Source organism: Nocardia sp. NPDC003999 (genome assembly GCF_053604885.1).
In genome coordinates this window covers 89,415-107,380 of record NZ_JBSGIB010000023.1, presented here as the reverse complement: position 1 = coordinate 107,380, position 17,966 = coordinate 89,415, and the positions used below count along the sequence as shown (strand labels likewise).

At 68.3% G+C, this 17,966-nt stretch carries 16 protein-coding genes and 1 tRNA gene; 11 read left to right on the top strand and 6 right to left on the bottom strand.

Going from position 1 to position 17,966, the window contains the following annotated elements:
• Positions 1-194: 194 nt before the first annotated feature.
• Both ACWESM_RS31255 and nudC read left to right on the top strand, forming a co-directional pair.
• Positions 195-1,250 carry a potassium channel family protein gene (locus ACWESM_RS31255; RefSeq protein WP_452494827.1) on the top strand — a complete coding sequence of 352 codons (1,056 nt, stop codon included), beginning with the start codon at positions 195-197 and terminating at the stop codon, positions 1,248-1,250.
• A 45-nt stretch (positions 1,251-1,295) separates the two neighbouring features.
• Positions 1,296-2,201, top strand: a complete 906-nt coding sequence (gene nudC / locus ACWESM_RS31250) for an NAD(+) diphosphatase (protein ID WP_355079965.1) — start codon at positions 1,296-1,298, stop codon at positions 2,199-2,201.
• Between the two features lie 35 nt (positions 2,202-2,236).
• Here the strand turns inward: nudC and ACWESM_RS31245 are convergent, their stop codons facing one another.
• Positions 2,237-2,467: a mycoredoxin gene (locus tag ACWESM_RS31245; protein ID WP_379256129.1), complete on the bottom strand. Its 231-nt coding sequence runs from the start codon at positions 2,465-2,467 to the stop codon at positions 2,237-2,239.
• 117 nt (positions 2,468-2,584) lie between these two features.
• Here ACWESM_RS31245 and ACWESM_RS31240 point away from each other — a divergent pair, with 117 nt between their 5' ends.
• The 6 genes from ACWESM_RS31240 to ACWESM_RS31215 all read left to right on the top strand — a co-directional run bounded on the left by ACWESM_RS31240 (position 2,585) and on the right by ACWESM_RS31215 (position 7,144).
• On the top strand, positions 2,585-3,007 hold the full coding sequence (locus tag ACWESM_RS31240; protein ID WP_452494825.1) for an SRPBCC family protein: 423 nt from the start codon (positions 2,585-2,587) through the stop codon (positions 3,005-3,007).
• Positions 3,004-3,447: an EVE domain-containing protein gene (locus ACWESM_RS31235; RefSeq protein ID WP_355079959.1), complete on the top strand. Its 444-nt coding sequence runs from the start codon at positions 3,004-3,006 to the stop codon at positions 3,445-3,447. The genes ACWESM_RS31240 and ACWESM_RS31235 overlap by 4 nt, the downstream gene beginning before the upstream one ends.
• 9 nt (positions 3,448-3,456) lie before the next feature.
• The gene (locus tag ACWESM_RS31230) at positions 3,457-3,924 is read left to right on the top strand and encodes a MarR family winged helix-turn-helix transcriptional regulator (protein ID WP_355079957.1); all 468 of its coding nucleotides are present in this window, start codon (positions 3,457-3,459) and stop codon (positions 3,922-3,924) included.
• A gap of 160 nt (positions 3,925-4,084) precedes the next feature.
• A complete protein-coding gene (locus ACWESM_RS31225) occupies positions 4,085-6,232 on the top strand; it encodes an ATP-dependent DNA helicase UvrD2 (protein ID WP_356960790.1) in 2,148 nt (715 codons plus the stop codon).
• A gap of 113 nt (positions 6,233-6,345) precedes the next feature.
• Positions 6,346-6,684, top strand: coding sequence for a hypothetical protein (locus ACWESM_RS31220; protein WP_355079953.1), 339 nt, complete (start codon positions 6,346-6,348; stop codon positions 6,682-6,684).
• Between the two features lie 136 nt (positions 6,685-6,820).
• Complete coding sequence (locus tag ACWESM_RS31215; RefSeq protein WP_379256123.1) at positions 6,821-7,144, top strand: WhiB family transcriptional regulator; 324 nt, start codon at positions 6,821-6,823, stop codon at positions 7,142-7,144.
• 302 nt (positions 7,145-7,446) lie between these two features.
• Here the strand turns inward: ACWESM_RS31215 and ACWESM_RS31210 are convergent, their stop codons facing one another.
• The 3 genes from ACWESM_RS31210 to ACWESM_RS31200 all read right to left on the bottom strand — a co-directional run bounded on the left by ACWESM_RS31210 (position 7,447) and on the right by ACWESM_RS31200 (position 11,523).
• A complete protein-coding gene (locus ACWESM_RS31210; protein ID WP_364431393.1) occupies positions 7,447-8,790 on the bottom strand; it encodes an ABC1 kinase family protein in 1,344 nt (447 codons plus the stop codon).
• A gap of 359 nt (positions 8,791-9,149) precedes the next feature.
• Positions 9,150-10,025 (bottom strand): hypothetical protein, encoded by an 876-nt coding sequence (locus tag ACWESM_RS31205; protein ID WP_356960793.1) that lies wholly within the window; start codon positions 10,023-10,025, stop codon positions 9,150-9,152.
• Between the two features lie 85 nt (positions 10,026-10,110).
• Positions 10,111-11,523, bottom strand: coding sequence for a zinc-dependent metalloprotease (locus ACWESM_RS31200; RefSeq protein WP_452494822.1), 1,413 nt, complete (start codon positions 11,521-11,523; stop codon positions 10,111-10,113).
• A 127-nt stretch (positions 11,524-11,650) separates the two neighbouring features.
• Here ACWESM_RS31200 and ACWESM_RS31195 point away from each other — a divergent pair, with 127 nt between their 5' ends.
• Entirely contained in the window at positions 11,651-12,676 is a 1,026-nt protein-coding gene (locus tag ACWESM_RS31195) for a YlbL family protein (RefSeq protein ID WP_356960796.1), read from the top strand.
• Between the two features lie 152 nt (positions 12,677-12,828).
• Here the strand turns inward: ACWESM_RS31195 and ACWESM_RS31190 are convergent, their stop codons facing one another.
• Positions 12,829-13,410 (bottom strand): PPA1309 family protein, encoded by a 582-nt coding sequence (locus ACWESM_RS31190; RefSeq protein WP_355079943.1) that lies wholly within the window; start codon positions 13,408-13,410, stop codon positions 12,829-12,831.
• A gap of 210 nt (positions 13,411-13,620) precedes the next feature.
• Between ACWESM_RS31190 and ACWESM_RS31185 the strand changes: the two genes are divergently transcribed.
• On the top strand, positions 13,621-16,623 hold the full coding sequence (locus tag ACWESM_RS31185; protein ID WP_355079941.1) for a UPF0182 family protein: 3,003 nt from the start codon (positions 13,621-13,623) through the stop codon (positions 16,621-16,623).
• An 83-nt stretch (positions 16,624-16,706) separates the two neighbouring features.
• On the opposite strand, the gene ACWESM_RS31180 is transcribed toward ACWESM_RS31185, so the two are convergent.
• Positions 16,707-17,252, bottom strand: a complete 546-nt coding sequence (locus ACWESM_RS31180; protein WP_355079939.1) for a transglycosylase family protein — start codon at positions 17,250-17,252, stop codon at positions 16,707-16,709.
• Between the two features lie 529 nt (positions 17,253-17,781).
• Between ACWESM_RS31180 and ACWESM_RS31175 the strand changes: the two genes are divergently transcribed.
• Positions 17,782-17,855 (top strand) — tRNA-Met (locus ACWESM_RS31175).
• The last annotated feature ends 111 nt before the right edge of the window (positions 17,856-17,966 follow it).

The following is a 17,966-nucleotide window of genomic DNA, read 5'->3' as shown; positions in this document are numbered from 1 at the left end:
GCTCGCGTTTGCGCGGCCGCCGCGTACGCGACGAAGGAGCAAGCGGCGGCCGCGCAAACGCGAGCCACAAAGGGGCCGCGAACACGCCGCGACGCAGTCGCGGCAAATCCAACACAGTAGGCTCCCCGGTGTGCCGGAGGGACAAGGATTACCGGGTATGACCGACACGAGCGACGAAACGACGGGTGTGCCCGGTGTTCGGTGACCGAGCGCGCAGCCTGGGTTTGGCCAGCAGGCCCGATTTCGCCCTGGTCGGTCTGCTGCGCATCCCGGAAGTGCAGACCAGTCCGTGGATTTCGCTGACCAGACGGGTGCTGTTCGCGACGGGGCTGCTGTTCCTGGCAGCGCTGGTGGTCTACCTCGGACGCGACGGGTACCACGACAACTCGGGCAACGAACTGTCGTTCCTGGACGCGTTCTATTACGCGACGGTGTCGCTGTCGACCACCGGATACGGCGACATCCACCCGGTGACGCCCGAGGCGCGGCTGGCGAACATCGTCATCATCACCCCACTGCGCATCCTGTTCCTGATCGTCTTGGTCGGAACCACGCTGGGCGTGCTGACCGAACGTTCCCGGCAGGCTTTCAAGATTCAGCGATGGAGGCACACCGTGCGCAATCACACCGTGGTCGTCGGATACGGCACGAAGGGGCGGACCGCGATCGACGCCATGCTCGGCGACGGGGTGCAGCCCGCCGACATCGTCGTTGTCGACACCGACGTGGTCGCCTTGGAGGCGGCCGCGAACGCCGGGCTGGTCACGGTGCACGGCTCGGCGAGCCAGTCCGACGTGCTGCGGCTGGCCGGTGTGCAGCACGCCGACTCGGTGGTGGTTGCCACCAATCGCGACGACACCGCCGTGCTGGTCACCCTGACCGCCCGGGAGCTGAACCAGGCCGCCAAGATCGTGGTTTCGATCCGAGAGGCGGAGAACACCCACCTGGTCCGCCAGTCCGGCGCGAACTCGGTGGTGGTGTCCTCGGAGACGGCGGGCCGGTTGCTCGGCATCGCGACCACCACGCCCACGGTCGTGGAGATGATGGAAGACCTGCTCACCCCGGAGGAGGGCTTCGCCGTCGCCGAACGCGAGGTGGAGCCGTCCGAGATCGGCGGCTCGCCACGGCATCTGAGCGATATCGTCCTCGGTGTGGTGCGCAACGGGGTGCTCTACCGCGTGGGCGAGCCGGAAGTCGACGCGGTCGAGGCGGGCGACAAGCTGTTGTACATCCGTCGAGCGGGCAAGTGACCCCGGCGCGAACCGGCCGCGCAGCTTCGGCGATAGTCTCGAACCGTGTCGGCATTTCAGCTCAATAGCGTTCCGTTGCTCTCCCGTTCTGTCGTCGACAGGGCCGAGCACATCCGAGGTGATGCCCAGGCCCTGAAGGAGGGCTGGGCCGAGGCCAGGCTCCTGCGGATCAACCGCCGCGGGCAGGTGCGCCTCGACGAAAGCGCCCTGATCCTGGACCCGGCCGTGGAGTTCTCCGCCGAGCCGAGCCCGGACGCGGTGTTCCTCGGTGTAGAGGAGGGCGTCCATCTGTGGGCGGTGCGTGATCCGGAGCTGGAGGGCGCGCTGACCGACCTGCGCGCGCTGGCCGGCGGCGCCGTCGACGACCGCACCGCCGCGTTGCTCTCGACCGCGATCGCGTTGCTGAACTGGCACGACAAGGCCGGGTTCCACGGCGCGGACGGCACCGTCACCATGTCGGCCAAGGCGGGCTGGTCGCGCGTCACCGAGAGCGGTTACGAGGAGTTCCCGCGCATCGATCCGGCGGTGATCTGCCTGATCCACGACGGTGGGGAGCGGGTGCTGCTCGCCCGCCAGGCCAGCTGGCCGAAGTCGCTGTTCTCGCTGCTGGCCGGGTTCGTCGAGGCGGGCGAGTCGCTGGAGCGCTGCGTGGAGCGCGAGATGCGCGAGGAAGTCGGCCTCGACGTGCGCGAGATCACCTACCTGGGCAGCCAGCCGTGGCCGTTCCCGCGCTCGCTGATGCTCGGCTTCGCCGCGGTGGCCGATCCCACACAGCCGCTGACCTTCACCGATGGTGAGATCGCCGAGGCCGACTGGTTCACTCGCGCACAGGTGCGCGAAGCGTTGGCGGTGGGCGACTGGTCGAATCGGGACGGGGGCGCCCGGTTGCTGCTGCCCGGCTCGATCTCGATCGCGCGCACGATCATCGAATCCTGGGCCGCGATCGACTAGCGCGCGGGCCGATGCGACCCGCGCGCGGCGGCTGATCAGGACAGACCGGCGAGGACCTGCTTGACCGCCGCCAGCGACGGGTTCGTCGCGGTGGAACCGTCGGCGAACTTCACGGTGGGCACGACGTGGTTGCCCCCGTTCACGCTGCCGACGAATTCGGCCGACGCCGGGTCTTGCTCGATATCGATCTCGACGTAGCCGATGCCCGCCTCGTCCAGCTGCTTCTTGAGCCTGCGGCAGTAGCCGCACCAGGTGGTCGAGTACATCGTCAGGGTGGGGTTCGCGTCAGTCACGGACACTGCAACGCCGGACGTCCGCGCACTGTTCCGACTCGAACGATATCCCGACTTGCGCGACATTTAGTATGCGCGCATACTAAATGCATGACGATCATCGCCACCGCGCAGGCCACCTCCAGTGCGCCGCCGACCACCTTCTTCGCCCGCTGGGCCGACATGGCCACCTGGCCGGAGTGGAACACCGACACCGAGTGGGTGCGCTTGGACGGACCGTTCGCCGAGGGCGCCACCGGGACGTTGCGGCCGAAAGGCGGCCCGAAGATCCGGTTCGTCGTCGCGCGTCTGACCGATCGCGAGTTCGTCGACGTCTCGAAGCTGTTCGGCGCGCGGCTCACCTTCGCCCACGAGGTCGCCGTCGCGGAAAACCGCACCACGGTCACCGTCACGGTCTCGATCGACGGACCGCTGCGCTTGTTGTGGATCAAGATCCTGGGCGCCGACTTGGCGAAATCCGTGCAGCCCGACCTGGACGCACTGGTGGCCGTCGCCGAGGGGGTCCCGGCATGAGTGCTACCGGTTCGAGCACGAAGTACTGGCTTGCCGTCGTGTCCAGGGAACATGTCCGGCGCGGTGTCGAGCTGGGCATCGCCCAGGCGAACCACGGCAAGCGCGCTGCGGTGGAACGCATGCGGCCGGGCGACGGATTGGTGTACTACTCGCCGCGCGAGGGCATGCGGGCCGGAGCGCCGGTGCGCTCGTTCACCGCGATCGGCACCATCGACGACCACCCGGCCTGGCAGGCCGACCCGCAGGACGGCGGTTGCTTCCGGCCGTGGCGCCGTTCGGTCAGCTACCGAGCCGAAGCGCGGGAGGCGCCGATCGATACGCTGCGTGACGAACTGGACCTCACCAGCGTGCCGAACTGGGGGATGATCCTGCGTCGTGGCCTGATAGAACTCAGCCCGCACGACTACGCGCTGATCGCGCGGGAGATGACCGACGAGTGAGGGAGGCCGATGCACGAGGCGGGGGACGGCGGACTGCGTTCCAGATTTCGCGCGGCAGAGGAAAGTCCCGGACTGTTGCTGTGGCAAGTGACCAACCGCTGGCAGGCGGCACAGCGGGCGGCGCTCGCTCCCTTCGACCTGACCCACGTGCAATTCGTGCTGCTGGCTTCGCTCACCTACCTCGCCGCCGGCCGCGAAGATCCGGTCCGGCAGCGTGACCTGGCGGAATACGCCGCCACCGATCCGATGATGACTTCTCAGGTGTTGCGCGCCCTGGCGCAGAAGGGTCTGATCGAACGCCGCGACCACCCCAGCGACCGCCGGGCGAAGGCCCTGGTCGCCACCGAAGCGGGCGTGGCGCTGGTGAACCGGGCCATCGTCGCGGTGGAGGAATGCGACGCGGAGTTCTTCGCGCCGCTCGGCTCGCAAGACAGCGCCCCCTTCGCTCGTTCCCTGCGGTTGCTGAGCGACCGCTGAACGCCACGCGCCCGGCCGCCCGAAGCGGCGACGAGGCGTACAACGGGCGGTCGCGTGCGGCGCACGGCTACCGCGCCGATGCCGTCTCTTGCCTCGGTGCCGGTCTGCTCGCGAGCGGCTGCTCCCGACCGCGACCGGTTGTGTGTCGGTGGGCGCTGTCATGATGGATCGCGTGCCCGCTCTCGACCTCGCAGACCTCGATCCCGAGCAGGCCGCCGCCGTGCGAGCACCGCGCGGCCCGGTGTGCGTGCTCGCGGGCGCGGGCACCGGAAAGACCAGGACCATCACCTATCGCATCGCGCATCAGATCGCGCAGGGGCACGTCAAAGCCGATCAGGTGCTCGCGGTGACGTTCACCGCTCGGGCCGCTGGGGAACTGCGGACCCGGCTGCGGGCCCTCGGTCTCGGCGGGGAAGCGACCCAGGTGCAGGCGCGGACGTTCCACGCGGCGGCGTTGCGGCAGCTGAAGTACTTCTGGCCGCAGATCGTCGGCGACGTGCCGTGGCGGCTGATCGATGCGAAATTCCCGATCGTCGCGCAGGCGGCGCACCAGGCCGGGCTGTCCACGGCCACTGACAGCGTGCGCGACCTGCTGAGCGAAATCGAGTGGGCGAAAGCCTCGCTCATCGCTCCGGAGGATTACACGGCGGCGGTCGCGAAGCAGCGGCGCGAGACGCCCTACGAGGCACTGCGTGTCGCGGACGTCTACGCGGGTTACGAGAAGCTCAAGGCGACGCCGGACGGGCTGCTGCTGGATTTCGACGACCTGCTGCTGCATACGGCCGCAGCGCTGGAGGACTATCCGGCGGTGGCCGACGAATTCCGCGGCCGCTACCGCAGTTTCGTCGTCGATGAGTACCAGGACGTCACCCCGCTGCAACAGCGCGTGCTCGACGCTTGGCTCGGCGACCGCGACGACCTGACCGTCGTCGGCGACGCCAACCAGACCATCTATTCGTTCACCGGCGCCACGCCGAGCTACCTGCTGGACTTCTCCCGGCGCTTCCCCGACGCCACCGTGGTCCGGCTGGAACGCGACTATCGGTCGACTCCGCAGGTGGTGTCGCTGGCCAATCGGGTGATCGGAGCGGCGCGCGGGCGCATCGCGGGCACCAGGCTGCAACTGATCGGCCAGCGCGCCGACGGGCCCGAGCCGGTGTTCGCCGAATACGACGACGCGCCGGCGGAGGCCGCGGCGGTGGCCGAGGCGATCGGCCGGCTCGTCGCGGCGGGCACACCGACCGCCGAGATCGCCGTGCTCTATCGGATCAACGCCCACTCGGAGAGCTACGAGCAGGCGCTCACCGAGCGCGGTATCCCCTATCAGGTGCGCGGCGGCGAGGGCTTCTTCGCGCGCGCCGAGGTCAGGCAGGCCGTGCAGGCACTGCGGCAAGCCGCCGCCCGCGACGACCTGCCCGACCAGGCGCGCAGCGGCAACTCCCTGGTCTCGCTGGTCCGCGCGGTGCTCGCGCCGCTCGGCCTTACCGCCACGGAACCCGCGGGCGCCCAGGCGCGTGAACGTTGGACCTCGCTGGTCGCGCTGGTGCGGCTGACCGAGGAACTCGTCGGCCACGACGACCGGCTCGACCTCACCGGGCTGCTGCGCGAGCTCGCGACTCGCGCCGAGGCCAGGCATCCACCCACGGTGCAGGGCGTCACGCTGGCCTCCCTGCACGCCGCCAAGGGGTTGGAGTGGGACGCGGTGTTCCTCGTCGGGCTGTCGGACGGAACCATGCCGATCGCGCACGTCCTCGCCGACGACGGCTCCGTCGCCGACGAGGCGGCGCTCGAGGAGGAACGGCGGCTGCTCTACGTCGGGGTCACCAGGGCGCGCGAACATCTGCGGCTGTCCTGGGCGCTGGCCAGGAACGAGGGCGGCAGGCGCAGCAGGCGGCGTTCGCGCTTCCTCAACGGTCTCGTGCCGGATGATTCGCCCGCCTCGCGGATCGCGGCACCGCCGTCGGCCCCGAACGGTGTCCGCCCGACCTGCCGGGTCTGCGCGAAACCGCTGATCGGCACCTACGCGACCATGCTCGGCCGCTGCCGCCGTTGCCCGGCCGAGCTGGACGCGGAATTGCTTGCCGCACTGCGGGACTGGCGTGCGGAGAAGGCGGAGGCGCTGCGGGTGCGCGAATTCGTCGTGTTCACCGACACCACGCTCACCGCGATCGCCGAACAACAGCCCGCCGACGACGCCGCGCTGGCCGCGATCGCGGGCATCGGTGCGAAGAAGATCGACCAGTTCGGCGCAGATGTGCTCGCGATCGTGGCGTCCCGGCTTCGATCCACATCACAAAACCGCAGGTAGAAAATAGGTTGTCCCGCTCGACGATCTTGCCTATGGTGGATTTCACGCACCGGGAGGGCATCTCGGCGCGCACAGTTACCGACACACAACGAGTACAGGAGGGAGGCAGAGCAATGGACAACATCATGAACTTCGGCGCCAGTGGCGTTGCGGTCTATGCGCCCATGGCGGCCTCCCGGGGGATCCTCGCCTTGCAGGGGATCGGTCTGTCCGGAATCGGTGCGTTCGGCATGTCCGGCACGCAAGTGAATTGCCTTGCCATGCATGCGTCGAACCGCACCCAGATTCAGGGCAAGCCCAGCGCGGGCTGGCACCCGACGGCTGTCGAGGCAGCAGTCGGTGTCTTCGCGGATGAAGTCGGCTTCGAGCCGGCGGATCCGCGGGCAGCACGCCTCCGCACCGCACACCCAGCGACCGTGAACAGGACTCGACACAGATGTCGACCTAGGTAGGGAACTCCTCCCCGACCTCCTGGCCACGGATCGCAAGACAGCGAAACCGTGGCCAGTATTCTCCGGCCCTTCAGCCGACCGGCACCGGTTTCGCCACAACAAACGAACCGCTGCAAACGAGCTGAAGGAGAACGACGTGTTCACCGCACAGAGTTGGCCGCAGGCCACTACTGACGTGACATGCCGAACCGTGGCGTCGCCTACTCGGACCCAGGAGATCACCAAGGTCCTGCCCTGCCGTGCTGGAGACCCGGACCTCTGGTTCGCCGAGAGCCCGGTCCAGTTGGAGCAGGCCAAGGCGCTGTGCGCGACCTGCCCGATCCGCAAGGGCTGCCTGAGCGCCGCCATGGATCGTGGTGAGCCATGGGGTGTTTGGGGCGGTGAGATCTTCGACCAGGGTGTCGTGATCGCCCGCAAGCGTCCGCGTGGTCGTCCGCGCAAGGTCGCGGTCCCGGCATGAGCCGGGGAGTGACTTCCCTCCCTCCGGTCGATGTGCTCGATTCGGTCGGTCCCGGCACGGGCCGAGCCAACGAACGAGAAAGCAGACCAGCCGCCCACCGTTGTCTGGTGGGCGGCTGGTCTGCTTTGCAGCGCCTGCGGCGCTGCGTGTTCGCGGCCGCGAGACGGGCCGCGAACGGTGCTCGTAAGACTCGCACCCGACGGGGCCGGGGGTGGCGTGAAGTTTCTTTTTTTAGTTGCGCGCTTTAGTTGCGCGGTTCAGCGCGGGGGTTATCGCTTCGACCGAGTTCGAGGGGATTCTGCTCAGGAGGCGGTGCGTTCCTCGCTGAAGCCGGGCATCCAGGTGCGGACCAATTGCATGAACGGCAGTTCGGCGTCGAGTTGCGCCAGGATGCCGACGGAGCCGCCGAGTACCCGGAAGATCATCACGTACTGCGCCGGAAGTTGCAGTGCGCGTGCGGTTTTCATCTCCGGGCTGGAGATCTCCGAAGCCTTGCCCGCGACCCGCTGCATCCACCTGCGGGTGAAGTGGAACGAGTCGGCCTGGATCGGGTCGGTGAACGGCCGCAGGTAGTCGGCGATCTCCTGGTGGGTGACCACTCGGCCGGGGATCACCCAGCCGTGGTCGTACAGCAGTTCGGTGAGTTCGGCGAATCGCTCCTCGACCGCGAGGGCCAGCATTCGGCCCAGCACCGGGGGGAAACCGTCCGGCATCGGTGCGCAGGCTCCGAAATCGATCACCGCCAACTTGCCGTCGGGCAGCATCATGAAATTGCCCGGGTGCGGGTCGGCGTGCAGGAGTCCGACCACCTCCGGGGAGGAGAAGTGGAACCGGCCCATCAGCCCCGCGACGCGATTGCGCAGCGCACGGGTGCCCTCCGGATCCTCGGCGCCCTGCTTGATGATCGTGGAGACGGGGACGCCGTCCAGCCATTCGGTGACGATCACCTTCGGCGCGCTCGCCACCACCTTCGGCACCACGATCTCGGCGTGCCCGTCGAAGCCCTTGGCGAATGCGCGCTGGTTGGCGGCTTCGTTGCGGTAGTCCAGCTCCTCTTCGGTGCGCTCGGTGATCTCGGCGAGAATCGGCTTCACGTCCGCGCCGGGGATCACGGAAGCGACCAGACCGGACATGCGAGACAGGGTCTTGAGATCGGCGCGCAGCGCCTCGTCGGCGCCGGGGTACTGCACCTTCACCGCGACGGTGCGCCCGTCCGACCACACCGCCCGGTGCACCTGCCCGATGCTGGCCGACGCGGCCGGGGCGTCGTCGAACTCACGGAAGCGGGTCCGCCACTGGGTGCCGAGCTGCTGGTCGAGCACGCGGTGGACGGTCGCGGCCGGCATCGGCGGCGCGGCGGCCTGCAGCTTGGTGAGCGCCTCGCGATAGTGCTCGCCGAACTCCTCGGGGACCGCGGCCTCCATCACGCTGAGCGCCTGCCCGAACTTCATCGCGCCGCCCTTGAGCTCGCCGAGCACCGTGAACAGCTGCTCCGCGGCCTTCTGATTGAGCTGCGCGTTGATCTCCGACTTGTCGCCTCCGGCGAGCTTCTTGCCGAACCCCACGGCCGCCCGCCCGGCTATGCCGAGTGGAATCTTGGCCAACTTGGCGTTGCGGGACGAGCGACGGCGCACGATCTCAGACACGTACCCATCATGGCGGACGGACCGGCCGGTCGGCCACGGCAATCTTGATCACCATCGGCTTCAGTGCCCATGACCTGCGGAAACGAGTGCGCACATGCATGCGGGGTACCGGTCGCGTCCGCGCCGACCGAGGGTGTGAATCCGAATTCAGTTCGAGAGTCGCGTTCGGGATGGCGGGGCTCATCCAGGGCAGATCAGCTTCAGCGAGGTATCCGGCCGCCAGTCCAGCGCGGCGAAGGTGATCTTGTCCCGCGCCCGCCACGCCCACGGTGCGGAGTCAGTGACCGACGTCGCCGTCGTTGGGGTGGACCGATGCGGTTCGTGCTCGCGGTCGCCAGATGAGTTCCTGGGTGGAGGCATCACGGCGGTATTCCGACGCCGTGCGCTGCGGAAAGGTGCACGCACCCGCAGTCGGGATGGCGGTCCCATCGGCGGCGATCGAGGGTGTGGGAGTCCAGGTCCAGTTCCAGCGTCGCGTTCAAGGTGGCGGGGGTTCGTCGGGGCGAGCAGTCGATGATCGTTTCGAGTTCGGCGAGGGCGATTGCCGTGGTGGCGGCGATTCCGGCGGGGGAGGCGTGGCCGATGCGGCCGAGTAGTTGGGCCGCCAGGTGTGGCCAGTCGGTGTCGTTCCGTGCGCGGATCAGGTCCGCGCAGCGCAGGCAGCTGGTGACGCCCGGCAACACCAAGGGACCGATGACGCCCTTGCTGTCGCGGATGCGCAGTGAAAGATGCGGGATCTGGTGCAGCACTAGATCACTCACCAGTCGGGGGTCGGGCATCAGCGTGTCGGCGAGCACCACGAGGTCCACTCCCCAGGACCGCGCCGTCGCCGTACCGGTGGGGTAGTCCCGGGAACGGCTCGGCCGCATACCGAGCGCCCGCAAGCCGGCCGACACCGCGTCCGACAGCGGCCCGAGGCCGTGTACTCGCACTGTTCGCACGTGACCGGCCCGGTCCTCCGGGTGGTCCAGCAGTCCGGCTTCGTCGACCAGCGTGAGCAATGCCACGGCGCGTTCGGCATCGATACCGCATTCTCCGGCGCGCCAGATGATCTGCGGCTTGGTGCGCAGACCGTCGAGCAGGCGGAGGAAGGTGACGACGGTCTCCGCGTCCATGCCTTCCGGATCGAGCACCACGGCGGTTTCCGGATCGCAACCGAGTTGGACGACGCCGGTCGGGCGGACCAGGACGGTAACCCGCGGCCGCAATCGAGGACCACGACACATCGTTGTCATGTCATCAGTATGCGAACCCCGGGGGGTGCGGCCCGTGGCGAAATCCTTGGTTATCCACAGGATTTCGCGTCATCCACAGCCTGAATCAGGAGGATTCGCCGCCTTCTTTGCCCAGGTCGGGGCCGGTGTCGTCGTCCTTTTGCTCGCGTGCTGCTCGCTCACGAGCCTCGGTTTCGGCCAATTGCGCCAGCGGGTCGTCGAAGACGGTGGCGCCGCCGCCGATGACCGAGTCGATGAAACCGGCGGGGGAGTCCAGGTCGTCGGAATCCGGCAGCAGGTCCGGGTGCGCCCACACGCGGTCGCGGGCGGTCATGCCCGCGTCGCTGGTGAGCCTGCGCCACAGCGCCGCCGCCTCGCGCAGCTTGCGCGGACGCAACTCCAGCCCGACCAGCGTGGCGAAGGTCTGTTCCGCGGGACCGCCGGTGGCGCGCCGCCTGCGCAGCGTCTCCGCCAGCGCGCCCGCGCCGGGCAAGCGGTCGCCCACGGCGTCGGCGACGACCACCTGCACCCAGCCCTCGATGAGCGCCAGCAGCGTTTCCAGCCGTTCCAGCGCCTGCTTCTGCTCGGGCGTGGTCTGCGGCTCGAACGTGCCCTGGGCCAAGATCTCCTCGAGCTTCGACGGATCGGTCAGCGACATCGGGTCGATGTTCTGCGCGGCCTGCTCCATCGCGGAGAAGTCCATCCGGATGCCGCGCGCGTAGTCCTCGACCGCGCCGAGCACCTGCTGACGCAGCCACGGCACGTGCGCGAACAGCCGCTGGTGGGCGGCCTCACGCGCGGCGAGGAACACCAGGATCTCGCATTCCGGCTGCTCCAGTCCGGCACTGAACTCCGAGATCGCCGCGGGCAGTAGCGCCGCGGTGCCGGTGGGGCCGAGCGGAAGGCCGATGTCGGTGGAGGTCAGTACCTCTTTGGCGAGCTGGCCGAGCGCTTGGCCGAGCTGCGATCCGAAGGCCAGGCCGCCCATCTGGCCAAGCATGCCGACCATCGGCGCGGCGAACTGCCTGGCCTCTTCCGGCAGCGCCGCGGTCCACATGCCCGAAATCTGCTCGGCGACCGGGTCGCACAGCCGCTGCCAGGTGGGCAGGGTCTGCTCGATCCAGTCGTTGGCGGTCCACGCGACCGTCTTGGCGGCGCCCGCGGGCAGGGTGGTCGCGCCGTCGAGCCAGAGTTCGGCAAGGTGCGCGGCGTCGGTCACCGCGCTCGCGGCGCCCGAGCTCACCGGGGCGACGGTCGGGCCGAGCTGCTGGCGGGCCAGCCGCTTGGCGACGTCGTAGTTCACCGGCCCGGCCTGCGCCGAGCCCGGTTGTCCCATGCCGCTGAGCATCTGGCCGAGCGAGGTCAGCATCTGGCCGAGTTGCGCCGGGTCGAACCCGCCCGCGCCGGACCCACCGATACCGAAACCGAACGGGTCGTTCGGGCCGGGACCGCTCGGCTCGTCACCGCGCTTGCGATCGTCGTCGTCGCGGTTCGAGAATCCGAAGGGGAGGTCGTTCATGCTCTTCACGTTACGCGTGTAGCACAGCGTCCCTGTGTTCGCGCGGCGCGAAACCGGAGGCGGCGCGCCCGGGCGAAATGACCGCCTCCGCCCACTCACGCCGCGGGCTGTCATTACTGTGGTCCAGGTGAATCGTCGGATCCTCACCCTGGTGGCCGCACTGATCCCGGTGCTCGTGCTCGGTGTCGTCGGCAGCGTACTGACTGTGCCGTTCGTCGCACTCGGGCCCGGCCCCACCTTCAACACCCTCGGCACGGTGGACGGCAAGGACGTCGTCGATGTGCGGGGCACCGAGATCGATCCGACCACGGGTCATCTCAACATGACCACGGTGTCGGTGCGCGACGGGCTGAGCATCTTCGAGGCGTTCGGCTTCTGGGCCAGCGGCAAGCACGGCCTGGTGCCGCGCTCGGAGGTCTACCCGCCCGGCGTGTCGCGCGAGGAGATCGACAAGTCCAACCAAGAGGACTTCAAGGACTCGGAGGGCAACGCCGAGGTCGCCGCCCTGCACTACCTGAACCTGCCCACGGTCGTGCTGCTGCGCAAGGTGTCCGACGACGGGCCCGCCCACGACGCGCTGCGCGCGGGTGACGAGCTGATCAGCATCAACGGCACGCCGATGACGACCCCCAAGGATGTCGTGACCGCGGTCTCGTCCCAGGCGCCCGGCAGCACGCTCACCGTGGTTTTCCGGCGCGACAACGCCGAGCAGACCGCGTCGATCGTGCTCGGCGCCCGCCCCGGCGACCCGGCCAAGGGCTACCTCGGCGTGACGCCGGGCGAGGGCGCCCGGCCGCCGCTCGAGGTCGCGTTCAATCTCGCCGACATCGGAGGCCCCTCGGCGGGTCTGATGTTCAGCCTGGCCCTGATCGACAAGCTCACCCCCGGCGAACTGGACGGCGGCAAGTTCGTCGCGGGCACCGGAACCATCGATCAGGACGGCAAGGTGGGGCCGATCGGCGGCATCCAGTACAAGATGATGGCCGCGCGGGACGCGGGCGCGGAGACCTTCATGGTCCCCGCCGCCAACTGCGACGAGGCCAAACAGCGGACTCCCGACGGCCTGCGGCTGGTGCGCGTCGAGACACTCACCGGCGCGGTGCAGTCGCTCAACGAGATCAACACCGGCAAGGAACCGGTCGGCTGCGGGTGAGCCGGATCGCTCGGTCGGTCGACAACCCGCGACGGAAGCCGCGCGACTCGCCCGGACCGCGCAGCGGCTGGTGATCCCGACCGAAGAACGCCGCGCGCCCGGCCGTTGAACCGCGATCGGGCCGCGCAGCGCCGCACCGGAGCGTCAGCGCTTCACTCCAGGGTGTGATGCAGCGCTTCGACGAGGTTCGGCGCCAGATTGGGGTAGGTGCGCAGGTCGAGGTCGCCGAAATCGTCCGCGTCGTCCGCGGGGCGCAGCTGCAACAGGCACAGCGACGCGCCGTCGCGCAGCACCGCGGCGAACAACCGGGCCTCCCGGCGCTCCGGGTGCGCCTCGGCGGCGGCGCGCGCGGCCGCGTCGGCGGCATCGTGGTCGGCCAGCAGCGGGGCGAGCGCGTCGTCGAGCGTCGATTCGGCGTCCGGAGGGAGCACCACGATCTCCTGCACCAGCACGCAACCGCGGACGGCGGGGGGCCAACTGGTGGTGGCCAGGAATTCGTCCAGGGCGATCGAGCCGCCGGTGATGTCGTCCGGGAAAGCTTCCTGGGCGACCGGCGTCAGCTCGTCGCCCTCGTCGAGCTGATCCTCCAGTTCCGGCTGCGCCGCGACCAGATCCGCGGTCGGCACCAGGGCGAACATCTGCGGGGGACGGCCCCACCCCTCGGCATCGACGAATTCCGCCACCTCCCGGACGGATCGGGCAAGGACGAGTTCGGCGTGCAGGTCTGGGGTCACGCGAACATCCAATCAAACCGCAGGCGCGGACAGCCGGAAACCCGGGCGATCGGTTCCCCGGCGCGGCAAGCGCAACCCTGCCAGCTGCGTGGTGTCCGATTTCCGTAGAGTGGGCCGAGACGGTCCGGAAGGACCACCCGCAACATCGGACTGCGGCGCATCGGCCGAGCGTATCGGTGCGAGCGTCGCCGGACCTTGGAGAGTGGCATCGTGGGCATGCGGCCCCCCACCGGCTTACCTTCGCTGTCCCGACGCAGCCGTGTGCTGCTGGTGGCGGCCATCGTCCTAGCGGCGTTACTGCTGCTCGGGCCGCGGTTGACGGACACCTACACGAATTGGCTGTGGTTCGGCGAGGTCGGCTTCCGCAACGTGTATCTCACCGTGCTGCGGACCAGGGTGCTGCTGTTCCTCGTCGTGGCGGCCTTCGTCGGCCTGGTGGTCTGGCTGGCGCTGCTGCTGGCCTACCGCACCAGGCCGGTGTTCGTGCCGGTGGCGGGTCCGAACGATCCGATCGCGCGCTACCGCACCACCGTGATGAGCAGGCTGCGGCTGTTCGGCGTCGGCATCCCGGTGCTGCTGGGCCTGCTGTCGGGTCTGGTGGCGCAGTCGAACTGGGTGACGGTGCAGCTGTTCCTCAACGGCGGATCGTTCGGCGAGAAGGATCCGGAGTTCGGCCTCGACGTCGGCTTCTACGCCTTCGACCTGCCCTTCTACCGGATGGTGCTGAACTGGCTGTTCGTCGCGGTGGTGATCGCGTTCTTCGCCAGCCTGGTCACCCACTACGTCTTCGGCGGCCTGCGGCTGACCGGCCGCGAGGGCACGCTCACCCGCCCCGCGCGCATCCAGCTCGCCGTACTGGCCGGGATCTTCGTCCTGCTCAAGGCGATCGCCTACTGGTTCGACCGCTACGAACTGCTTTCCAGCAGCCGCAAGGAACCCACCTTCACCGGCGGTTCCTACACCGACATCAACGCGGTGCTGCCCGCCAAGCTGATCCTGCTGTCCATCGCGGTGATCTGCGCGCTGGCCTTCTTCGCGGGCATCGTGCTGCGCGATCTGCGGGTGCCCGCGATGGCCGCCGCGCTGCTGGTGCTGTCCTCGATCCTGGTCGGCGCGGTGTGGCCGCTGGTGGTCGAACAGTTCTCGGTGCGGCCGAACGCCGCGGACAAGGAGAGCGAGTACATCGAACGCAACATCGCCGCCACCAGGCAGGCGTTCGGCATCACCGACGACAGGATCGATTACAAGGACTACAAGGGCGAGAGCAGCAAGAGCCCGCTCGAGGTGCCGGTCGACGCCGCGACCGTCGGCAACGCCAGGCTGCTCGACCCGAACATCCTCTCGCCCACATTCACGCAGCTGCGCCAGCTGAAGAACTTCTACGGCTTCCCGGAGTCGCTGGACATCGACCGCTACAACCTCGACGGTGACGTCCAGGACTACATCGTCGCCGCCAGGGAGCTCTCGCCCGCGGCGCTGAGCGGCAACCAGACCGACTGGATCAACCGTCACACCGTGTACACCCACGGCAACGGCTTCGTCGCCGCCCCGGCCAACCGGGTGAACAAGCCGCCGTCGGACGATCCGAATGCCGCGGGGGGCAGCGGCGACGGCGGTTATCCGATCTTCATGGTCAGCGATCTGTTCACGCCGGCGGACAAGCAGCGGATCAAGGTGGACCAGCCGCGCGTCTACTTCGGCGAGCTGATCTCGCAGGCGAACCCGGACTACGCGATCGTCGGCGCGATGGACGGCCAGCGTCCGCGCGAGTACGACTCCGACACCGCCCAGTACACCTACACCGGCAAGGGCGGCGTGCCGATCGGCAACTGGTTCAACCGCCTGGCCTTCGCGGCCAAGTACGCCGAGCGCAACATCCTGTTCTCCTCGGCCATCGGCGACGACTCGAAGATCATCTTCAACCGCAGCCCGCGCGAGCGGGTGCAGAAGGTCGCGCCCTGGCTGACCACCGACGGCAACGCCTACCCCGCGGTTGTCGGCGGACGGATCGTCTGGATCGTGGACGCCTACACCACGCTGGACAACTACCCCTACGCGCAGACCACCTCGCTGGAGGGCGCGCTGGAGGACAGCATCGACAAGAAGACCGGGCGGCTGCTGCCGCGTAAGGCGGTCAGCTACATCCGCAACTCGGTGAAGGCGACGGTCGACGCGTACGACGGCAGCGTCACGCTCTACGAGGTGGACTCCTCGGACCCGGTGCTGAAGGCATGGCGCGGGGTGTTCCCGGGCGCGGTGAAGCCGGAGAGCGAGATCTCGCCGGAACTGCGGGCGCACTTCCGCTACCCGGAGGATCTGTTCAAGGTGCAGCGCGAGATGCTGTCGAAGTATCACGTGGACGATCCCCGAGAATTCTTCACCAACAACGCTTTCTGGTCGGTTCCCGCCGACCCGACCACCGAGGGCGGGACCACCGCCAACCAGCCGCCGTATTACGTGCTGCTGGGCGACCCGAAAACGAACAAGCCGACGTTCAATCTGACCAGTGCGATGACCGGCTACAACCGGCCTTATCTCGCGGCCTATATCTCGGTGCGTTCCGACCCGGACGGCTACGGGAAATTCACGATTCTTCGATTGCCAACGGACACACAGACATTGGGTCCGCAGCAGACGCAGAACCGGATGACGACCTCGCCTGAGGTGTCCCGCGAGAAAACGCTGCTGTCCAATTCGAACAAGATCAAATATGGCAATCTGCTGACCCTGCCGGTCGCGGACGGCGGCATCCTCTATGTGGAGCCGTTCTACAACGAACGCAACACCGGGCCGAACACGGCCACCTTCCCGCAGCTGCTGCGGGTGCTGGTGAGCTATCGCGACGAGGCGGGCAACGTCAAGGTGGGCTACGCCTCGACTTTGGCGGACGCGCTGAACCAAGTGATCCCGGGCGCGGGCGCGCTGGCGACGCCGTTCGGCGGTGACTCGGGCACCAGGCCGAAGCCGGGCACCACTCCGGTCCCCGCCGAGAACGGCAACAACGGGACCAGTAACGCCTCGACACCGCCGCCCGCTTCGGTCCCGCCACCGGCGACGGGATCGTCCGCCGCCAAGGACGCCGCGGCGGCCGAGCTCAACCGCAAGATCGAGAACGTGCGCAACGCCATGCGCAGCGGGAACTTCCAGGACTTCGGCCGTGCGCTGGACGAGCTGGACGCCGCGGTCAAGGCGTATCAGGACGCCGGTCGCTGAGTAGTGCCGCCGGATAGGACCGGCACGAAGAAAGACGCCGCCATCATCGCGATGGCGGCGTCTTTCTTTCGGCGCGGGATGGGTCAGCGACCGAGGGAGTCGATCAGCGCGCTGTTCTGGCTCAAGATCTGCTCGAACTGTCCCTTCAGGCCGTACTGCTCGGCCAGCTCGTCCGCGGCGGACTTGGCCTTCTCGACCACGGACTGCGCCGCGCTCACGGTGGGCTGGGCGGGCTCGGGCACGGCGGGAAGTTCCTCCGCCGGGGCCAGCGTCTCGGGCTCGGAGGTGCCCTGGCGCAGGTACCGGCCGCACACCGGCCACGCGCCGGGGCCCTGGGTGGCGAGCACGTTCTCCGCCACGCGAATCTGCTCCGCCTTGCTGGCGGTGTGGGCCGAGCCCTTGCCGCCGTTGGCGGCCCAGGTGCTCTGCGAGAACTGCAGGCCACCGTAGTAGCCGTTTCCGGTGTTGATCCCCCAGTTGCCACCGCTCTCGCACTGCGCGACGCCGTCCCAGTCGTGGGTGGCCGCGGAGGCGGAAGCGGTGGAGAATGCGAACGGGACGGCAACAAGAGCGCCGGTGATGGCGGCGAAGCCGATGGCGCGGGTGCTGATCTTCCGGTTCTCAGTCATGGTCGTTTCCCTCCCTGCGCCCGCCGGCACGGCGATCGTGCTTACTGCCGTGTCCCTGTCCCCAGGTCGTCGGGGATCCTCGAGCCGCGGGACAGGGTCACCGGTGTTCGGCGGTTCGAGTTCGAGCCCGTCTCGGATGATCCGGGCCGTGGAGTGACGGTAACGAAGAATTCTCAGCAGATCACATCTTGATAACGCCGGAATTGCATGATTCGAATAACTCGAATATGCGAGTTTTACCAGGTGGGAAACGTCGTCAACACGCTGATTCCGTGCGAAGTTATCGCATCGTTATGTGAGTGAGATCACCCTGAAATGGTGAAGTAGGTCACGTTTGAAGTGCGTTTTCGGTGGTGAATCTTGAGGGCGCGGTGTGGAAATGTGCGGCATCGTGATTGCTGCGGCATGGTTCCGGAGTTCGGTGGCGGGCGGATGTTCCTGTCGTGCGGTCTGTTCACCTCGTCGAAACCGCCTCTGAGCTGGCGATTTGCAGACTCTGCGAACCCATGTGTAATGTTGTGTTCACCGACGCGGGGTGGAGCAGCTCGGTAGCTCGCTGGGCTCATAACCCAGAGGTCGCAGGTTCAAATCCTGTCCCCGCTACTAAGGGAAAACGGCTCCGGAACATGGTTCCGGAGCCGTTTTGCGTTGATCTGGCAGCACCTCGGCATCGCTGTCGTTCCGAGCCGGAACGGCCCGGAACCGGCGAGGCTC

Bases quoted from the DNA above. Each gene is read 5' to 3' on its own strand.
- ACWESM_RS31180 (WP_355079939.1), bottom strand. From the start codon at position 17,252: ATGACTGAGAACCGGAAGATCAGCACCCGCGCCATCGGCTTCGCCGCC.
- ACWESM_RS31220 (WP_355079953.1), top strand. From the start codon at position 6,346: ATGGACAACATCATGAACTTCGGCGCCAGTGGCGTTGCGGTCTATGCG.
- ACWESM_RS31230 (WP_355079957.1), top strand. From the start codon at position 3,457: ATGCACGAGGCGGGGGACGGCGGACTGCGTTCCAGATTTCGCGCGGCA.
- ACWESM_RS31225 (WP_356960790.1), top strand. From the start codon at position 4,085: ATGATGGATCGCGTGCCCGCTCTCGACCTCGCAGACCTCGATCCCGAG.
- ACWESM_RS31205 (WP_356960793.1), bottom strand. From the start codon at position 10,025: ATGACAACGATGTGTCGTGGTCCTCGATTGCGGCCGCGGGTTACCGTC.
- ACWESM_RS31235 (WP_355079959.1), top strand. From the start codon at position 3,004: ATGAGTGCTACCGGTTCGAGCACGAAGTACTGGCTTGCCGTCGTGTCC.
- ACWESM_RS31245 (WP_379256129.1), bottom strand. From the start codon at position 2,467: ATGTACTCGACCACCTGGTGCGGCTACTGCCGCAGGCTCAAGAAGCAG.
- ACWESM_RS31200 (WP_452494822.1), bottom strand. From the start codon at position 11,523: ATGAACGACCTCCCCTTCGGATTCTCGAACCGCGACGACGACGATCGC.
- ACWESM_RS31240 (WP_452494825.1), top strand. From the start codon at position 2,585: ATGACGATCATCGCCACCGCGCAGGCCACCTCCAGTGCGCCGCCGACC.